Here is a 16623-nt window from a genome sequence, read left to right on the forward strand (position 1 = left end):
GGCGTTGCCTGTGCTGCTTTATCTTGACTACCTGCCCAGCCTGGTGATTGGCATGGCGCGTATTTACCCCTGTGGCATTTTGGTGGCGGCGTTTTGTTTTCAGCACGTGCGAGGCCTGCCTCGGCACACCATCGTGATGGTCCTGGCGCTGCTGCCCGCGCCGGGTATTCACGCAGCTTTGGCAGGGCAGGACCCTTCAGCAATCATGCTCGGTGCGCTGATGATCAAGGAAGTGGTCCTGGGGTTGCTGCTCGGGGTGTTGCTGGCGATGCCGTTCTGGATGTTCGAGTCGGTCGGGGCACTGCTGGACAACCAGCGTGGAGCCTTGGCAGGTGGCCAACTTAACCCGTCACTGGGGCCGGACGCGACACCGATCGGGCACATGTTCAAGCAACTGGCGATTTACCTGTTGATGGCCGTTCTGGGGTTGGGCACGCTGACCCAGGTGATCTGGGACAGTTATCTGATCTGGCCACCCACCGTGTGGTTTCCGTTTCCAGCGGCTGATGGCATGAGCGTATTTGTCGGGATGCTGAGTGACACGTTCATGCACATGATGCTTTACGCTGCGCCCTTTATTGCCGTGTTGTTGCTGTTGGAGTTTGGCATCGCGTTGCTGGGCGTCTACAGCCAGCAATTGCAAGTGAGTACCTTGGCGCCACCGGTTAAATGCCTGGCGGGAATCGGTATTTTGTTGCTGTACTTTGCATTGTTGCAGGATCTTATTGTCGGGCGTATGAGCCAGCTGGGTGACCTTAAGCACTATCTGGGGCTTTTGTTCTCGGTCTCGGCACCGTGAGTGATTCGGGGGAAAAAAAGCACCCGGCGTCCGCCAAGAAACTGCGTGACCAACGCAAGAAAGGTCAGGTCGCCCAAAGCCAGGATGTGAGCAAGCTGTTGGCACTGACGGCTATCAGTGAAGTCGCCTTGTTCACTGCCGAGACCAGTTTGCAGCGCTTTCAGCAACTGATGGTGTTCCCGATGTCGCGCTTGAGCCAGCCGTTTGTGCGAGTGCTGGAAGAAGTACTGGTGGAGGGCCTGGTCATGTTTTTCTCGTTCTCTCTGCTGATGGCCGGGCTTGCAATTGCTGCGAAGCTGATTGGCAGCTGGATGCAGTTCGGCTTGTTGTTCGCCCCGCAAACGCTCAAGCTGGATTTCAATCGCCTCAACCCTATCAGCCAGATCAAGCAGATGTTTTCTGCCCAGTCTTTGATGAATCTGTTGATGAGCATAGCCAAGGCGTTCCTCCTGGGCCTGATTGTGTACGTGGTGGTTTGGCCCTCTTTGGGGGCGTTGATCAATCTTGCCAACAGCGATCTGCAGAGTTACCTACTGGCGCTGATCGCGTTGTTCCGTCACTTGCTGCATGCCTGCCTGGGGCTGTTGCTGGTGTTGGCGTTGATCGATCTGACGTTGCAGAAGCACTTCTTCGCCAAGCGTATGCGCATGACACAGGTTGAGGTCGTCAAAGAATACAAAGACATGGAAGGCGACCCTCATGTGAAGGGGCAGCGCCGTCAGTTGGCGCAGCAATTGGCCCAGGAGGAACCGAAGGTCAAACTGCCCAAGCTGGAAGAGGCAGACATGCTGGTAGTCAACCCGACGCACTTTGCGGTCGCCCTGTATTACCGTCCTGGCAAGACGCCTCTGCCCCTGCTGATCAGTAAAGGCACGGACGACGAGGCGCGAAAACTGATCGCGCGCGCGAAGGCCGCCGAGGTGCCCGTGATTCAGTGTGTGTGGTTGGCGCGTACGATCTACACCAAAAAGTTGGGAGCCAGCATTCCTCGCGAAACCCTGCAGGCCGTGGCGTTGATCTATCGCACCTTGCGCGAGCTGGACGATGACGCCAAACGCGAGACGCTGGAGCTCCCGGAGCTTGACCAGCGCTGATCAGCGAATGGATCGTGGGTCCAGGACACTGAGACCTGCCAGCGAGAGCATCCGGCTCAGCGTCCTGTCCAGATTGCCGGGCGGTGTTGGCAGCGCGTGCCAGATCACCATGGCGCCCTGGGCATCGAGGTAGACAAAGCACCCCTCGAAGACCAGGGCCTGCTCAAAGCGGCGCTGTAATATCCGTTGCAATTGCCCGGCTTGCAACGCTTCGCGAGCGACATGCAGAGCCAGCCCCGGGCGATTGCCGGCCTGCAACGTGCACACTTTGATACCGGGCGCGAGGGACTGGTGAGCGGCAGCGCCGCTCACCAGGTCGTTCAGCACTACCTGGGGTTGGTTGCCGGGCATTTGCGTCGTGCTCATCGCTCCAGCGATACCGTCTGGTAGTCCGCGCGCTCCCCGGACGGTCCAGGCTGGACGCGCATGTGCGATGGCCACCAGATCACCATCTTCTGCGCGGTCGACTGCGGGCGTGAGCAGGAGTCGCCTTTGCATGTTGGGGTACAAGCGCTGACGAGCAGCGCCGCACCGATCAGGGTGACGCACAACAATTGATGCTTCATGGTCGGGCCTTTTTGACAGGAGTAATCAAGGTAGGGCGCGGTACGCTGAGGTGTTCATCCTTCTTCACCGGGCGCATGGCGATAAAGACTTCGGCTTCTTCTCCCGGCTTCAACCAGGCGCGTGGCCACACGGTGACGGCCAAAGTCTGCGAGTTGCTGCATTCTTTTTCATCGATGCGCACATTGCGGTTGAACTGGTTGCGCATCACCACGACGGCGACGTTGTACTCGGGGCCTGCGTACCATTGGCTGCGCTCGGTGTTCAGCGCCAGCAAGTCGCGGGGGCTGCACAGCGTGTTCAATCCCAGGGGCATGGGCGCCAACTTGAAGGCCTTGGGCACTTCTCCCGTCACCAGATGCGCCAACGTGCTGATGATGTCGCTACGCTTGATCTCGGGCTGGTGAGGGGCGTTGCGCCTGGCCAGTGGTGCAAGGGCCGTCTGCAACTCGGCCTGGTCTGCCTGAGGCAAGTAGCGGGACGGATCGGCCTGGTCGCCGATGACGCGTGGGGTGATGATGAACAGGCGTTCACGCCGATTGTTCTGCCGTTCGCTTGAAGAGAACAACGCCTTGCCCAGCAGTGGGATATCGCCCAGCAGCGGCACCTTGTTGTGCTTGTCGGTGCTTTCCGTGACATGGAATCCGCCCACCACCATTGAGCGTTTTTCCGCCATGACCGCCTGGGTACTGACGTTACCGCGGCGCACATCCAAGTTATTGAGGTCACGATTGGGGTTGGACTCATCGAACGTACCGTCCTCGATATCCACCACCAAGTGAATCTGATGGCTGCCTCGGCTGGTGATGACGCGGGGCACGACCTGCACGCTGGTACCCACGGTGACCGGCAGGATGGTTGCGTTCTGACGACCGGGTGTCAGGTACTGAGTGCGGTTGAAGTCGATCACCGCCGGTTGGTTTTCCAGGGTGAGCACGGAGGGGTTGGACACCATGGTCGCCAGCCCCTTGGCTTCCAGGGCGCGTATGTCAGCATAGAAACGGTCGCGATTCTCGATCGACAACTGCTGCGATGTGCCGGGCGCCATATTTGCACCACCACGGAAACGGCTGTTCTGAAACCCCCAGTTCACGCCGAATTCACGCAATTGGGTGCGCTCGATATCCAGAATGATCGTATCGATTTCCACCAACTTGCGCGCCACATCGAGTTGAGCGATCAACTCGCGGTACATGGCCTGGCGCTCTGGCAGGTCATAAATGAGCACCGCGTTATTGCGCATATCGGCTTCGACGCGAATGCGACTGGTGGGGGCCGGCGCCCGCGGGGTGAGTGTGGCGCCAATATCCATTGGCATGGGAGTGCTGTTTGTAGCGAGCATCTGCCCCAGCAACGGGTTGCTCAAGCGGGGAACGTTGGGTACGAGAGGGGCGGGCTGTGAGGCGGGGCGCTGGGCTAACGCAGGGGGGGTCGCGTTGGAGCGTGGCTCCAGTAAGCCCCGCACAATGCTGGAAACACCGGCAATGGTGATCTTCTGGCCGCGATAATCCACGTGGCGATCCGCTGCATTGGCAAACTTCAGCGGGAAACTTAGCACGCTCTGTTTTTCGTCCACCGAGCGGCGTTGGCTGCTGAACTGTTTGACTTGCTCGATATAGCGCCGAGGCCCTGAGACCAACACGATGCCATCGTCGGGCAACTCACCCCAACCGAAGCGGCTGTCGAGCAGGCCGATATCAGTGAGGGCTTGCTTGAGGTCGGCAATGGTCTCGGAGGAGACCTCCAGGCGCGCTGACTCTTGCTGGTCCAGAGTACTGACGTAGAGCGTGTTGTTGTACAGGTACCATTGGAAGCGATGCTCTACCCCCAGGCGGTCGAGCAATGACTGCGGGGTGTTAGCGCGTATCTTGCCATTGACGATGCCTTCCAGCAGGCCCTCGATCTGCAGCTGTGTACCGAAGGTCTGGGCGAAATCTTCGAGTACCTCGCGCACCGGCTTATGCTCGGCTTCATAAGCGTAGGCGGTGTTTTTCCATTCCGAAGGGATGGCGGCCAGCGCGCTTTGTGCTGAAACCAGCAACCAGGAAAACAAAAACACATTCCGCCAGTGGGTTCTTTTGGCTGTAACGGCAGGCGAGCCAAGGTACGAGCGATTGCCCTTATGGGTCTTGTTAGACATAGACAGTTCTCTGATTAGTACGAACGTGAACTTAGCGGGGTGGGTTTGAGGTTTTGAACTGGGCGAGCAAGTCGTGCATTGATTGCGCGCCATGTGTCGCGTTGGTTGAGCAGGGCTTCAAGGCAGCCAAGCAGGCCGGCTTCTCCACGGTCGGCGCGCAGGCTGTTAATCACCCATAGCGCTCCCGTGTCGGCTTTTTGAGCCAATGCACCTTGAAAATGATTCAAGCTGGCCGCGCCCAGGCGCAGCCAGCCTTGCAAGGCTGAGTTATCGGGTAGAGAAGAGGTCAGTTGAGCCCCCAATAAAACGGTGTCTCCCTGACGTTGCAGGGTGACTTCGTCGTCGCCCTCAAATAGAGCGATTTTTTCCTTTCCGCTGCTCAACCAGTCACTCACGAGCGCCTTCATCTACTGGAAGCTTTCAATAGTTGTTTTAAGCATTTGGTTGACGGTTTTACCGTGCTCGTTATAAAGCGCAAAGGTGACCTCTCTACGCGTTACCAAGTTGTGAAAGAGTTCGCTGTCTTCGGCGGCCAGGCTTTCTTCGAAGCCGGCTTTGAACTCCTTGTATGTCGATGTTTTATTTCGGGCAATCGAATGAGTCAGTTCTTTGAAAAAATCCATGATTTTTCCTCGGTTTTCTATTGTCGATGGATGAATTTAAACAGTCAGCTCTGAGTGATTAACATAAAGAAAGTCTCTATGTTCGTAGGATTAAATCTCGATCAAGTACTCTTTATCCTGCTTGAAAAAAGTGTCGAGCATGGCGTTCCAGCTGATACGGAAGTCGCCCTCATCTGTTTTCAGTACGAGGGTCTGAAGATGAACTGTGTCGTCGGCGCTTAACTTCCAGGCGTTGCTCTTGTGGCGTGCAAGGCTCTGCCTTATTTCCTCAAGATCAAGGGGATGACAGAGCAGCGTCGCGCTGACTTCCTGAACTTGGCTCTCCAGCAAGTGCTTTAACAGTGCTGCGAGCCTTTGCGGGGCAGTCGTCTCGCCGAGCAAGCAGCGAATGGCCTGGTTGGTTATGGAGGTCGCATAGTGTTCAAGGTTGTCGCGCATCGTTTGACGGTCGCGTTCCCATTGCTTGAGTTGTGCATCTGCGCGTTGCCAGATTTCCAATGAGGCTTGTTCAAGCATGGCCTCGCATTTTTTCTCGGCCATACTTATCAATTCGTCGGCCTGGGCCTTGGCGTGGCTCAAGAGGTGGTTGGCGTGTTCCCAATGGGCAAGCTCTTCGCGCTTGATAAGGCTTCCTCGTGCGCCGGATGCGTCATTGCGTAACTCAATAGTATGTCGGCATAACATTACTGTTTTCCTCACCTGTGCGAGACAGGGGCGTGTTGCCGCTCGCCATGGTCGTGACGCGCCAGACGACGGCCTGCCAGAGAGTGTTCAATCGGCCGCTTGCATGTTCGAGTGGGGCGTTTGCTATTTCAGCCTCGCTCACACGTGTACGGGGAAAGCGCAATCGAAGACGCTGCCAGATAGCCGGTTCAACCCAGCTATGAAGCAGTCGCAGTGGATCGGAATGTGGGGGCAGCATGGAGGGGTGCAGCGCCATGGAGAGGCGCATGCACCACTGGTGATGACTTTCACTCAATGGTGATGGCGCTTCGGGATTGAATATGTGCGTGACCAATGCCAGCCCCAGGTTCAGTTGATCCGTCGTGGCCAGGGCCAACCGAAGCACGGTAGCGTGAGGCGCAGCAGGCAAGCAGGCTTTAAAACCCGTCAGGTTGTCGGGCACTGACCGGCCGTTGTAAAAAAGCCTTTCAATCGCACGATACTCCTCACCTCGCCAGTCTTCGTGGGCCTGCTTCCAGGGAAAAGCCCACCACTGAGCCCAGGCCAGTTGTTCACGCATGAGGGGGTCGGGTCTAGGTGCCATGCGTTGACCCCGCTGAGTCGCCTTTAATGGCCGGCTCCTGGGAGTGACGCTTGCGCCGCGCTTGGAGGAAGATCATGGCGGCCACGGCCGAAACCAGAGCGAGCAGCACAATCATTATGCTGGTTCGCCAGAAGCCGAGATCGTCGCCAGGCACCAGGAAGGGGCCGAAATACACCAGGCGTTGCTGTTCCTGATAAGTGGAGGCAGGTACAAACACCACAGTGAGTTTTTGCGGGTTATCCACCGCTGTGGTCATCCCGGGAATACTGCTTGCCACCATTCTGCGGACCCGCGCACGGATGTTGTCGGGATCCAGGCGTGGATCATGCTTGATAAACACGGAGGCAGATGCAGGTTGGACCGGCTCTCCTGGCGCAATGCGCTCGGGCAACACCACATGCACGCGTGCGACAATAACGCCATCGATCTTGGACAAGGTGGTTTCAAGCTCTTGGGATAAGGCATAGATGTAGCGGGCACGCTCTTCCAGGGGGGTGGAAATGACCCCTTCCTTGCGAAATGTATCCCCCATGGTGGTCCGGGCAAGTCGAGGAAGGCCTGCCGCTTCCAAGGTACGTACGGCGCGCCCGATGTCGTTTGTATTGACCGTTACGACGACGCCATCTTTGGCCGGGGTCTTTTGCGCACGAATATGTTTATCAGCCAATTCGGCGACGACCTCATTGGCTTCTTGCTCGGACAATTGGCGATGAAGTTCCACTCGGTCACCGCATCCGCTCAGTATAAAAGCCATGATCAAAACTAAAACGACACGCAGAGAGTTATTCATGCTCAGGACTGCATGTTACTGATCTTGTCGATGCACTGTGTTGTCTTGGCCAGACATTTCACCATGAGTTGTGATGTGAGTTGTGCGCTATATAACTCTCGTGGGTAAGTACTGATGGCCTCAACATCTATACCTTTTTTAGTTGAGCGGATTATTTTTGCGAAGCCATCTCTTGAGTGACTGAGGTGCTTTGAGGCCTCTGTCAAAAGGAGCGAGACTTCAGGCTTGGCAGAAGTCGTGTTGGTGGGGCGTTCAAGCATCGATGTGAAAAAACTGGCATCCATACCGTCTGGCGACTGTTCCTGGGCTGCACGGGTATGTTCCGTACTGCTGCCTTTCTGTGAGAAAGGGTCGTTTGCTATTCGCATGGCGGTTTACTCGATCAAAGTGGGCGCAGCTTTACAGGCGTACACACTGGCCTGTCGGGAGGGGGGATGATTACCTTTCGGACTAGAGAGCCTGAAAGGTAATCGATCACCCGATAATTATTGACCGGACCCCGACCGGATCAACCCTTGAATGTTTTTCACTTCAGCGCTTCTCCAGCCGTTTTTTATGGCATCAGCCTTCATCTTTTCGAAGATGCCTTCGGCGCCATCTTCGCCACCTCCAGCAAATCCGTCTCCTGTGCCTCCGTTAAATTTAGTGAATGGGTTAGACGTGTTTGCCAACGCTTGTGAATAGATCGAACCTGAGGTAATAGTTGACATATAAGGGTCCTTTGTGAATTAAGAATTGTATTCGCTGCCCGTAACATCATCATAGATATGACGCTGTTGACATATTTTGCAGCTATAATTGTGTGGCCTATAAAACGGATGCGTTCCAAAAGTTTTGAGCGGAGGTGTAACGAAATATGATCCTCAATATTTGAGAAACTATCAGCTCTTCATGTGCTGGCTCGTATCATTGAGGTTTTGACTATAAGATTTTTGAACCGGGCGTGATCAAGCTTATGCCAATGATATGTTCAATTGTTTCATTCTGTAATACAGCGTGCGCTTCGCAACCCCCAGCTCAATGGCTACGGTATCCACACAGTGTTGGTGACGGTACATCGACTCTTCAATCAACGCTTTTTCAATTTGTTGAAGGCGTGCCTTCAGGTCCGTCTGAGGGGGCGGCTGACGGCAGGCGGGCGCTGAGAGCGGCGGGAGGCCCAGGACGAACCGTTTCGCCGCCGAGCGTAGCTCGCGAACATTACCCAGCCAGGGGTGGCAGAGCAGTTCATGCAACAGGCCGTCAGAAGGCGATGGAGGTGTGCAATTGAACTGGTCTGCTTCTTCCTGAATCATCTGCAGAAACAACGGGATGATGCGCTCGCGCCGATCGCGCAGGGCGGGCAGTTCGATGTTCACGACATTCAGCCGAAAGTAGAGATCACGCCTGAAGGCGCCTTGGTCGACCATGATTTGCAGGGATTGCTGGGCCGATGCAATGACGCGCATGTCCACGGAAATGAACCGAGTCGAACCCAGGCGCTCCACCCCGCGGCACTCCAGCACACGCAGTAGCTTGGCTTGCAGGCTCAAGGGCATGCTGTCGATCTCATCAAGGTACAGAGTACCCAAGTGGGCGGCTTCGACAAATCCAGCCCTTGATTGCACTGCCCCGGTGTAGGCGCCGCTGTTGACACCGAACAGCTGGCTTTCCGCCAGGCTTTCAGGGATGGCCGCACAGTTCACGGCGACAAAATTACCTCGTCGACCCGATAAGCGATGAATCCGTTGTGCAAGCGTATCTTTGCCGGTACCCGTTTCTCCCAACAGCAGGATGTCAACGTTAAGCGCGGCAGTGTTGTTAAGTGTGGTTTCAATTTCCTGGCCATCGATGAGTGAAACGTCTGTTGTATTATCCTTCTGGACGTAGGCCGACATCGATGTGTACTCCCTGTTCGCTAGTACTTCACTGTAGAAGGACGGTGTGCAAGCGCCAACTCAGTAGAACGCAGAATATAAAAGTTGTCACCCGGCGAAGAGGTAGTTATGTGCCGGAATAATGTAGGAAAATGACTGTAAGTTTAAGTTTTTAATGTGCTCGGCTTTAGTTTGGTTAAAGCGTCGAAAAAGGTAAGTAGGAAGATTCTGAGATAGTTGAGTATTTGGATATGTGTTTTTATTTGTAAGCTTAAATACCGGTCACAAAAAAGCCGATGCAATGCATCGGCTTTTTGTTCGCAGTCAATACTGCGGTGGTGCTTACACGTTAAAGCGGAAGTGCATCACATCGCCATCTTTAACAATGTAGTCCTTGCCTTCCAGGCGCCATTTACCGGCTTCCTTGGCACCGGCTTCACCCTTGAACTGGATGAAGTCGTTGTAGGCGATCACTTCGGCGCGGATGAAGCCTTTCTCAAAGTCGGTGTGGATCACGCCAGCAGCCTGTGGCGCGGTGGCGCCGACCTTGACGGTCCAGGCGCGGACTTCTTCGACACCGGCGGTGAAGTAGGTCTGCAGGTTGAGCATTTCGTAGCCTGCGCGGATCACGCGGTTCAGGCCAGGCTCTTCCAGGCCCAGGGCCTCGAGGAACATGTCCTTTTCTTCGCCGTCATCGAGCTCGGCGATTTCCGCTTCGATCTTGTTGCACACCGGAACAACGATGGCGCCTTCTTCGTCGGCAATGGCCTTGACCACGTCGAGCAGTGGGTTGTTCTCGAAGCCGTCTTCGGCAACGTTGGCGATGTACATCACAGGCTTGGTGGTCAGCAGGTGGAAGCCCTTGATCACGGCCTTCTCGTCTGCGCCCATGTTCTTCATCAGGCTGCGCGCCGGCTTGCCTTCGGTGAAGTGCGCGATCAACTGCTCCAGCAGGCCCTTCTGGACCACTGCATCCTTGTCGCCGCCCTTGGCGTTACGCGCGACTTTCTGCAGTTGCTTTTCGCAGCTGTCGAGGTCGGCGAAGATCAGTTCCAGGTCGATGATCTCGATGTCGCGCTTGGGGTCGACGCTGTTGGAGACGTGAATCACGTTCTCGTCTTCAAAGCAGCGGACCACGTGGGCGATAGCATCGGTTTCGCGGATGTTGGCCAGGAACTTGTTGCCCAGGCCTTCACCTTTCGAGGCGCCGGCGACGAGGCCCGCGATGTCGACGAACTCCATGGTGGTCGGCAGGATGCGCTTGGGATTGACGATGGCCGCCAGTGCGTCAAGACGCGGGTCCGGCATCGGCACGATGCCGCTGTTGGGTTCGATGGTGCAGAAGGGGAAGTTCTCCGCCGCAATACCGGACTTGGTCAGGGCGTTGAACAGGGTGGACTTGCCGACGTTGGGCAGGCCGACGATGCCGCAATTGAATCCCATGGTGTTTCCCCTCGGATAAGAGTCAGGCCTTCTGGCTGTGCAGGTTTTTCATCGCACGGTTCCATTCACCGGCGAAGATATCCGGCAGCACGCCGAGGGCAAAATCGATGCTGGCATCGAGTTTTTCCTGTTCGGCGCGTGGCGCACGACCCAGGACGAAATTTGAAACCATACTGGCAACGCCTGGGTGGCCAATGCCGAGCCGCAGACGGTAAAAATTATTCTGATTGCCCAACTGCGCGATGATGTCACGCAGGCCATTGTGCCCACCATGCCCGCCGCCGAGCTTGAGCTTGGCTACGCCGGGTGGCAAGTCCAGTTCGTCATGGGCCACCAGGATTTCTTCGGGTTTGATCCGGAAGAAGCCCGCAAGCGCCGCGACAGCCTGGCCGCTGCGGTTCATATAGGTGGTGGGAATCAGTAGACGAACATCCTGACCCTGGTGCGAGAAGCGCCCGGTCAGGCCAAAATATTTGCGATCGGCCACCAGGTTGACGCCTTGGGCGTGGGCGATGCGCTCAACAAAAAGGGCCCCCGCGTTATGCCGGGTCTGTTCGTATTCGGCGCCTGGATTTCCCAGGCCAACGATCAGTTTAATGGCAGTCACGACAGGAGCCCTTCCTTTGGAGTTGTGGATAACATCGCCGTACCCAGGTGCGGCGAAAGTGGACGACACTACATCATTTACTCAAGAGTAAACGCCGCGTTATCGCCCGCTTTCTCGCTACGTTTCGGTCCGCGATGTTTCCTCAAGCTCCGGCAATACAGAGTGAATTACTCTGCAGCGCCTTCTTCAGCTTCTTCTGGAGCAACGCGTGGAGCGTGAACGTTGGCAACAGCTTTGTCATCACCGTGAGCCAGTGCGACAAACTCAACGCCTTTAGGGGCCTTGAGGTCGGACAGGTGAACGATGGCGCCGATTTCCAGAGCCGACAGGTCGACTTCGATGAACTCAGGCAGGTCTTTCGGCAGGCAGGTAACTTCGATTTCGTTCAGGACGTGAGAGATCTCGCCGCCTTTCTTGACCGGAGCTTCTTCACCCACAAAGTGCACAGGCACGATGGCGGTCAGTTTCTGGCCAGCTACAACGCGAACGAAGTCAGCGTGCATGATGAACTGCTTGGAAGGGTGACGCTGCATCGCTTTAACGATGACGTTCTGCTTGGCGCCGTCGACGTTCAGCTCGATAACGTGGCTGTAGGCAGCTTCGTTTTCGAACAGCTTGGCGATTTCCTTGGCCAGGATGGTCACGGATTCAGCAGGCTTGTTACCACCGTAGACAACGGCTGGGATGTTGGCGGCGTGACGCAGGCGGCGGCTCGCACCTTTCCCCAGGTCAGTACGCGCTTGGGCGTTCAGAGTAAATTCGTTCATGTTGTATCTCCAAAATAGCCATCATCGAGGGGCGTTTGCGACCAGCGCCGAACTCGATATGGGCAAAAAAGCCCCGCCCCAGCGGAATGCTGGGGCGGGGCGCTTTTCGTCAGTGAGGTGATCCGTTGGTTTGACCCTTAACGGAACATCGCGCTGATCGATTCTTCATTGCTGATGCGGCGAACCGCTTCGGCAACGACCGGTGCAATATCCAGTTGGCGGATACGTGCACAGGCTTGAGCTGCGGCGGACAACGGGATGGTGTTAGTCACCACCAGTTCGTCCAGCACGGAGTTCTCGATGTTTTCGATCGCTCGGCCCGACAGCACAGGGTGTGTGCAGTAGGCGAAGACTTTTGCTGCACCGTGCTCTTTCAAGGCTTTCGCCGCGTGGCACAGCGTGCCGGCGGTGTCGACCATGTCATCAACCAGAATACAGGTACGCCCTTCGACATCACCGATGATATGCATCACTTCAGAGTGATTGGCTTTCTCGCGGCGTTTGTCGATGATCCCGAGGTCCACGCCCAGGGATTTGGCAACAGCCCGTGCACGCACGACGCCACCAATGTCCGGGGACACGATCATCAGGTTTTCAAAGCGCTGGTCTTCGATGTCATCCACCAGGACGGGGGAGCCGTAGATGTTATCTACCGGAATATCGAAGAACCCCTGGATTTGGTCAGCGTGCAGGTCAACCGTGAGCACACGGTCGATACCTACCACGGTCAGCATGTCAGCAACGACTTTCGCGCTGATAGCTACACGTGCGGAGCGCGGACGGCGATCCTGACGGGCATAACCAAAGTAAGGGATTACAGCTGTGATTCGAGTCGCTGAGGAGCGGCGGAAGGCATCAGCCATCACGACGAGTTCCATCAGGTTATCGTTGGTCGGAGCGCAGGTCGGCTGAATAATGAAGACGTCTTTACCGCGGACATTTTCATTGATCTCGGCTGTAATTTCGCCGTCGGAGAATTTACCGACAGAGATGTCACCGAGAGGGATATGCAGCTGACGTACGACACGTCGAGCCAGATCGGGGTTGGCATTCCCCGTAAAGACCATCATCTTGGACACGCGCAGTACCTAGAGGCTGAGGGTAACCTGGATGAGTATTAGAAAATGGCAGGGGCGGCTGGATTCGAACCAACGCATGGCAGGATCAAAACCTGCTGCCTTACCGCTTGGCGACGCCCCTGTATCTGTTGCAACGAGTGCCTAACACTCGGTTCCTTTTAGAGCAGACTTTGCAGCTTGCGATGCAACATCGAAACGTTGCTTCCTTTTGCTACAAACCCTGTAAGGGTCTCTGTAAGAAGGGCCGAGACTTTATCAGCTTCAGCTTTGCTTGGGAAGCCCCCAAACACACAACTTCCAGTGCCGGTTAATTTTGCTTCGGTAAATTTACCTAACAAATTCAAAGCGTTACGTACCTCTGGATAACGCCTTGCTACAACCGGTAAGCAGTCATTTCGACTGTTTCCCTTGGGAACGGGGCGCACTTTAATGGGAGAAGAGTTACGTGTCAACAACGGATCTGAAAAAATTTCTGCTGTACTTACAGATACTTGCGGCACCAGCACGACATACCAAGGTTCTTCGGGCTCTACAGGGGTGAGTTTCTCCCCAACGCCTTCAGCAAATGCGGCGTGCCCCCGCACGAAAACCGGGACGTCGGCGCCCAGCGTGAGGCCCAGCGCAGCAAGGCGATCGTGGTCCCAGCCCAGTTGCCATAAGTGATTGAGGCCCAACAAAGTGGTCGCGGCATTGGAGCTGCCGCCACCGATACCCCCGCCCATGGGCAGGATTTTGTCGATCCAGATATCAATGCCAAGTGGGCAGCCGGATTGTGCCTGAAGTTTTTTGGCTGCCCGCACAATCAGATTGCTGTCGTGGGGCACGCCGTCGAATTCGGTGTGCAGTTGGATTACGCCATCCTCACGCACGGCAAAGGTCAGCTCATCGCCGTAGTCGAGAAACTGAAACAGCGTCTGCAACTCGTGGTAGCCATCTTCACGACGGCCAAGGATGTGCAGCATCAGGTTGAGCTTGGCCGGGGAGGGCAGGGTCAATTTTTGTGCGGACACGTTATTGCCCCAGTTTGCGCGGTTGCCAGTCCTTGATCACCAGCGTGACATCAAGGTCGGTGCCATGCAGCTTGATACGTTCGGGAAGCCAATAGCCGCTTTGCTCCACGTAGCTCAAATATTCGACCTGCCAGCCATCCTGCTCCAGGGTGGCGAGGCGGCTGTCGCCATTGAGGCTCAGCCGGCTCTTGCTGTCAGGTGCCGGCAGGCCGCGGACCCACCAGACCAGATGAGAGACGGGCAGCTTCCAGCCAATCTGCTGCTCCAGCAGTTCTTCCGGAGAGGTTGCCTCGTAGCGGCCCTGATTGGCCACTTCCAGGCTTACTTGCCCTGGCCTGCCAGTCAGGCGGGCTGCGCCACGACCCAGGGGGCCCGAGAGGCGAATGTCGTAGTAGTCCTGGCGTTGCAGCCAGAACAGGGTGCCGCTGCCGGAGTCTTTCGGCGCACGCACCCCGACCTTGCCCTCGATCTGCCAGCCATCGATGCTGCTGAGCTGGTCCTTGTGTTGTTTCCATTGTGCCGGGTTGCCCTGGCCTTCAACGGATTCACGGCTGCCGATGCCCGCGCAACCGGCGAGCAGGGCGATGAAACTGAAAACGATAATGTGGCGCAAGAACATAAGCTTAAAGGGTCTCGGATCCGGTCAGGCGCTTGATGGTGCTGCGCAGGATAGGGCTGTCGGGTTGTTCCTTGAGGAACTTTTCCCAGATTTGTCGGGCTTCGCGCTGCTTGCCATTGGCCCAGAGCACTTCGCCCAGGTGTGCGGCAACTTCCTGGTCCGGGAAACGCTCCAGCGCCTGGCGCAGCAAGCGCTCGGCCTCGTCGAGGTTGCCCAGGCGGTAATTCACCCAGCCCAGGCTGTCGAGTACGGCCGGGTCTTCCGGGTTGAGCGCGTGGGCCTGTTCGATCAGCACCTTGGCTTCGGCGTAGCGCGTGGTGCGATCGGACAAGGTGTAGCCCAGGGCGTTAAGGGCCATGGCGTTGTCCGGGTCACGCTTGATGATCAGGCGCAGGTCTTTCTCCAACTGCGCCAGGTCATTGCGTTTTTCCGCCTGCATGGCGCGGGTGTACAGCAGGTTCAAATCGTCGGGGTATTGCAGCAACGCCTGTTGCAATAACTTCCAGGCGCGTTCGCCCTGCTTGTTGGCCGATAAGGTCTCGGCCTGGATCAGGTACAGCTGGATCGCATAGTCCGGCTCGGCATCGCGGGCCGCGGCCAGGCGTTTTTCCGCTTCGTCGGTGCGGCCGTTGCTCATCAGGATGTCGGCTTGGCGCAACTGCGCTGGCAGATAATCATTGCCGGGGCCGACTTGGGCGTATTCAAGCAGGGCCGCCTGTGGGTCGTTGCGCTCTTCAGCGATGCGGCCCAGGTTCAAGTGCGCCGAATCCACGTGGCTGTCACGTTCGATCAGCTCTTGCAGGTAGCCCTTGGCCTCGTCCCAGGCCTTGGCTTCCAGGCACACCAATGCCAGGGAATAACGCAGTTCGTCGTCGTCCGGGTATTGCTGGACCAGGTTGGCGAACTGCACTTTGGCGTCTTCCATCCGGTCCTGCTCAACCAGCATGCGTGCATAGGTCAGGAGCAGGCGCTTGTCGCCGGGGTATTTCTTGATGCTTTTTTCCAGCAGCGGAATCGCTTCCTTGCCGCGGTTAAGGCTTTGCAGCAGGCGTGCACGCAACAGGATCGGCGCGATTTCGCCTTCTTCCGGCGGGTTCTGTTCCAAGAGGTTGAGCGCGGCGTCGGCTTCATCGTCCTGTTGCAGCAGCAGGGCCTTGCCGAAAATCAACTGGCTGTTCTTCGGATGCTTTTGCAGCAGGCGATCGAAACTCTTCATCAGGCCGTTGCGCGTGTCCTGGTCGGTGTCGGCGGCCGATAGCGCAAGAAAGTCAAAATGTGTGTCGCCCTTGCCCTGCAGAACCTTCTCCATATAGACCATGGAGTCGTCATAGCGCCCGGCACGCGCCAATTGCACGGCTGCGGCGCGTTGGGCTTCCAGATCATCCGGGGCGTTTTTGGCCCAGATCAGCGAGGTGTCCAGCGCTGCCTGGTCGGCGCCCAGGTATTCGGCGATGCGAAACGCTCGCTCGGAAATCCCCGGGTCCTGGGTGTTGATGGCCTGGGTCACGTAATTATCCAGCGCAATATCGAAGCGATTGCGCTGGCCGGCCAGTTCAGCGGTCAGCAGGCTGTAGATCGTTTCTTCACTGAACGAGGAATAAACCTTGGGTTTTTCAGGGGCGGGAGTGCTGTCTTCCACCGGCGACGTAGCGTCCGGCGACACGGGTGCCATGGCCTGGCAGCCGCTGAGGAAGACAAAAGCGAGGAGCAACGCGGAAGATCTATTCATATAGGAAGAGGACGACTAACCTGCGGTCGGATCATCATGACACAAGCCTTCGGCCAAACATAACCGGGGCACTCGGAATACGACTATTGCTGCCTTTTGCCTTTCCTTTGTAGAAGCGAGCTTGCTCGCTCCTACAAAAGTGCATTGATAGGCATAAGATATAGGGACAATAGACGACGGTGGTTGTTCTGGATCTTTCGAAGTAGGACAATTGTCGGCTTCCCGACATCATCAGC

Annotated in this window: 19 protein-coding genes and 1 tRNA gene; 2 read left to right on the forward strand and 18 right to left on the reverse strand. The window is 56.6% G+C overall.

The window, feature by feature from the left end; translation table 11 throughout:
* The first annotated feature begins 10 nt into the window (after positions 1-10).
* The gene (gene sctT, locus GH769_RS28575) at positions 11-799 is read left to right on the forward strand and encodes a type III secretion system export apparatus subunit SctT (RefSeq protein ID WP_020301451.1); all 789 of its coding nucleotides are present in this window, start codon (positions 11-13) and stop codon (positions 797-799) included.
* Positions 796-1893 carry a type III secretion system export apparatus subunit SctU gene (gene sctU, locus GH769_RS28580; RefSeq protein ID WP_020301452.1) on the forward strand — a complete coding sequence of 366 codons (1098 nt, stop codon included), beginning with the start codon at positions 796-798 and terminating at the stop codon, positions 1891-1893. The genes sctT and sctU overlap by 4 nt, the downstream gene beginning before the upstream one ends.
* Here the strand turns inward: sctU and GH769_RS28585 are convergent, their stop codons facing one another.
* From GH769_RS28585 to GH769_RS28665, 18 genes are all read right to left on the reverse strand, one after another.
* Positions 1894-2259, reverse strand: a complete 366-nt coding sequence (locus GH769_RS28585) for a transcriptional regulator (protein ID WP_102666821.1) — start codon at positions 2257-2259, stop codon at positions 1894-1896.
* Positions 2256-2459, reverse strand: coding sequence for an HrpT family type III secretion system protein (hrpT, locus tag GH769_RS29250; protein ID WP_014716820.1), 204 nt, complete (start codon positions 2457-2459; stop codon positions 2256-2258). Before hrpT ends, GH769_RS28585 begins: the two co-directional genes overlap by 4 nt.
* Positions 2456-4597 (reverse strand): type III secretion system outer membrane ring subunit SctC, encoded by a 2142-nt coding sequence (gene sctC, locus GH769_RS28590; RefSeq protein WP_014716821.1) that lies wholly within the window; start codon positions 4595-4597, stop codon positions 2456-2458. Before sctC ends, hrpT begins: the two co-directional genes overlap by 4 nt.
* A 14-nt stretch (positions 4598-4611) precedes the next feature.
* A complete protein-coding gene (locus GH769_RS28595) occupies positions 4612-5004 on the reverse strand; it encodes a hypothetical protein (RefSeq protein WP_014716822.1) in 393 nt (130 codons plus the stop codon).
* Positions 5005-5220, reverse strand: a complete 216-nt coding sequence (locus tag GH769_RS28600; RefSeq protein WP_014716823.1) for a hypothetical protein — start codon at positions 5218-5220, stop codon at positions 5005-5007.
* A gap of 90 nt (positions 5221-5310) precedes the next feature.
* Positions 5311-5904, reverse strand: a complete 594-nt coding sequence (sctL, locus tag GH769_RS28605; RefSeq protein WP_014716824.1) for a type III secretion system stator protein SctL — start codon at positions 5902-5904, stop codon at positions 5311-5313.
* The gene (locus GH769_RS28610; protein ID WP_224796991.1) at positions 5882-6463 is read right to left on the reverse strand and encodes a type III secretion protein; all 582 of its coding nucleotides are present in this window, start codon (positions 6461-6463) and stop codon (positions 5882-5884) included. The genes sctL and GH769_RS28610 overlap by 23 nt, the downstream gene beginning before the upstream one ends.
* A gap of 13 nt (positions 6464-6476) precedes the next feature.
* Complete coding sequence (gene sctJ / locus GH769_RS28615) at positions 6477-7277, reverse strand: type III secretion system inner membrane ring lipoprotein SctJ (protein ID WP_014716826.1); 801 nt, start codon at positions 7275-7277, stop codon at positions 6477-6479.
* Positions 7278-7762: 485 nt separating this feature from the next.
* Complete coding sequence (locus GH769_RS28620) at positions 7763-7987, reverse strand: hypothetical protein (RefSeq protein WP_014716828.1); 225 nt, start codon at positions 7985-7987, stop codon at positions 7763-7765.
* A gap of 243 nt (positions 7988-8230) precedes the next feature.
* Positions 8231-9154 carry a sigma 54-interacting transcriptional regulator gene (locus GH769_RS28625; RefSeq protein ID WP_014716829.1) on the reverse strand — a complete coding sequence of 308 codons (924 nt, stop codon included), beginning with the start codon at positions 9152-9154 and terminating at the stop codon, positions 8231-8233.
* A gap of 321 nt (positions 9155-9475) precedes the next feature.
* Positions 9476-10576, reverse strand: coding sequence for a redox-regulated ATPase YchF (gene ychF / locus GH769_RS28630; protein ID WP_014716830.1), 1101 nt, complete (start codon positions 10574-10576; stop codon positions 9476-9478).
* 22 nt (positions 10577-10598) lie between these two features.
* Positions 10599-11183 (reverse strand): aminoacyl-tRNA hydrolase, encoded by a 585-nt coding sequence (gene pth / locus GH769_RS28635; protein WP_010213318.1) that lies wholly within the window; start codon positions 11181-11183, stop codon positions 10599-10601.
* A gap of 167 nt (positions 11184-11350) precedes the next feature.
* Complete coding sequence (locus GH769_RS28640) at positions 11351-11950, reverse strand: 50S ribosomal protein L25/general stress protein Ctc (RefSeq protein ID WP_003188351.1); 600 nt, start codon at positions 11948-11950, stop codon at positions 11351-11353.
* A gap of 137 nt (positions 11951-12087) precedes the next feature.
* Positions 12088-13029: a ribose-phosphate pyrophosphokinase gene (locus GH769_RS28645; protein WP_003171603.1), complete on the reverse strand. Its 942-nt coding sequence runs from the start codon at positions 13027-13029 to the stop codon at positions 12088-12090.
* A 46-nt stretch (positions 13030-13075) separates the two neighbouring features.
* A tRNA-Gln gene (locus GH769_RS28650) sits at positions 13076-13150 on the reverse strand.
* Between the two features lie 37 nt (positions 13151-13187).
* On the reverse strand, positions 13188-13991 hold the full coding sequence (gene ispE, locus GH769_RS28655) for a 4-(cytidine 5'-diphospho)-2-C-methyl-D-erythritol kinase (protein ID WP_178114207.1): 804 nt from the start codon (positions 13989-13991) through the stop codon (positions 13188-13190).
* A gap of 49 nt (positions 13992-14040) precedes the next feature.
* Complete coding sequence (gene lolB, locus GH769_RS28660) at positions 14041-14658, reverse strand: lipoprotein insertase outer membrane protein LolB (protein ID WP_003188354.1); 618 nt, start codon at positions 14656-14658, stop codon at positions 14041-14043.
* Between the two features lie 4 nt (positions 14659-14662).
* Positions 14663-16387 (reverse strand): tetratricopeptide repeat protein, encoded by a 1725-nt coding sequence (locus GH769_RS28665; protein WP_014716833.1) that lies wholly within the window; start codon positions 16385-16387, stop codon positions 14663-14665.
* Between the last annotated feature and the right edge of the window lie 236 nt (positions 16388-16623).

Origin of the sequence: Pseudomonas sp. CFSAN084952 (genome assembly GCF_009648855.1) — a bacterium.
In the GTDB taxonomy this organism is placed as follows: Bacteria; Pseudomonadota; Gammaproteobacteria; order Pseudomonadales; family Pseudomonadaceae; genus Aquipseudomonas; species Aquipseudomonas paracarnis.

What these genes read in the sequence shown, in the direction of transcription:
- GH769_RS28585 (WP_102666821.1), bottom strand. Translation starts at nt 2,259, where the DNA reads ATGAGCACGACGCAAATGCCCGGCAACCAACCCCAGGTAGTGCTGAAC.
- hrpT (WP_014716820.1), bottom strand. Translation starts at nt 2,459, where the DNA reads ATGAAGCATCAATTGTTGTGCGTCACCCTGATCGGTGCGGCGCTGCTC.
- sctC (WP_014716821.1), bottom strand. Translation starts at nt 4,597, where the DNA reads ATGTCTAACAAGACCCATAAGGGCAATCGCTCGTACCTTGGCTCGCCT.
- GH769_RS28595 (WP_014716822.1), bottom strand. Translation starts at nt 5,004, where the DNA reads ATGAAGGCGCTCGTGAGTGACTGGTTGAGCAGCGGAAAGGAAAAAATC.
- GH769_RS28600 (WP_014716823.1), bottom strand. Translation starts at nt 5,220, where the DNA reads ATGGATTTTTTCAAAGAACTGACTCATTCGATTGCCCGAAATAAAACA.
- sctL (WP_014716824.1), bottom strand. Translation starts at nt 5,904, where the DNA reads ATGTTATGCCGACATACTATTGAGTTACGCAATGACGCATCCGGCGCA.
- GH769_RS28610 (WP_224796991.1), bottom strand. Translation starts at nt 6,463, where the DNA reads ATGCGTGAACAACTGGCCTGGGCTCAGTGGTGGGCTTTTCCCTGGAAG.
- sctJ (WP_014716826.1), bottom strand. Translation starts at nt 7,277, where the DNA reads ATGAATAACTCTCTGCGTGTCGTTTTAGTTTTGATCATGGCTTTTATA.
- GH769_RS28620 (WP_014716828.1), bottom strand. Translation starts at nt 7,987, where the DNA reads ATGTCAACTATTACCTCAGGTTCGATCTATTCACAAGCGTTGGCAAAC.
- GH769_RS28625 (WP_014716829.1), bottom strand. Translation starts at nt 9,154, where the DNA reads ATGTCGGCCTACGTCCAGAAGGATAATACAACAGACGTTTCACTCATC.
- ychF (WP_014716830.1), bottom strand. Translation starts at nt 10,576, where the DNA reads ATGGGATTCAATTGCGGCATCGTCGGCCTGCCCAACGTCGGCAAGTCC.
- GH769_RS28640 (WP_003188351.1), bottom strand. Translation starts at nt 11,950, where the DNA reads ATGAACGAATTTACTCTGAACGCCCAAGCGCGTACTGACCTGGGGAAA.
- ispE (WP_178114207.1), bottom strand. Translation starts at nt 13,991, where the DNA reads ATGCTGCACATCCTTGGCCGTCGTGAAGATGGCTACCACGAGTTGCAG.
- lolB (WP_003188354.1), bottom strand. Translation starts at nt 14,658, where the DNA reads ATGTTCTTGCGCCACATTATCGTTTTCAGTTTCATCGCCCTGCTCGCC.
- GH769_RS28665 (WP_014716833.1), bottom strand. Translation starts at nt 16,387, where the DNA reads ATGAATAGATCTTCCGCGTTGCTCCTCGCTTTTGTCTTCCTCAGCGGC.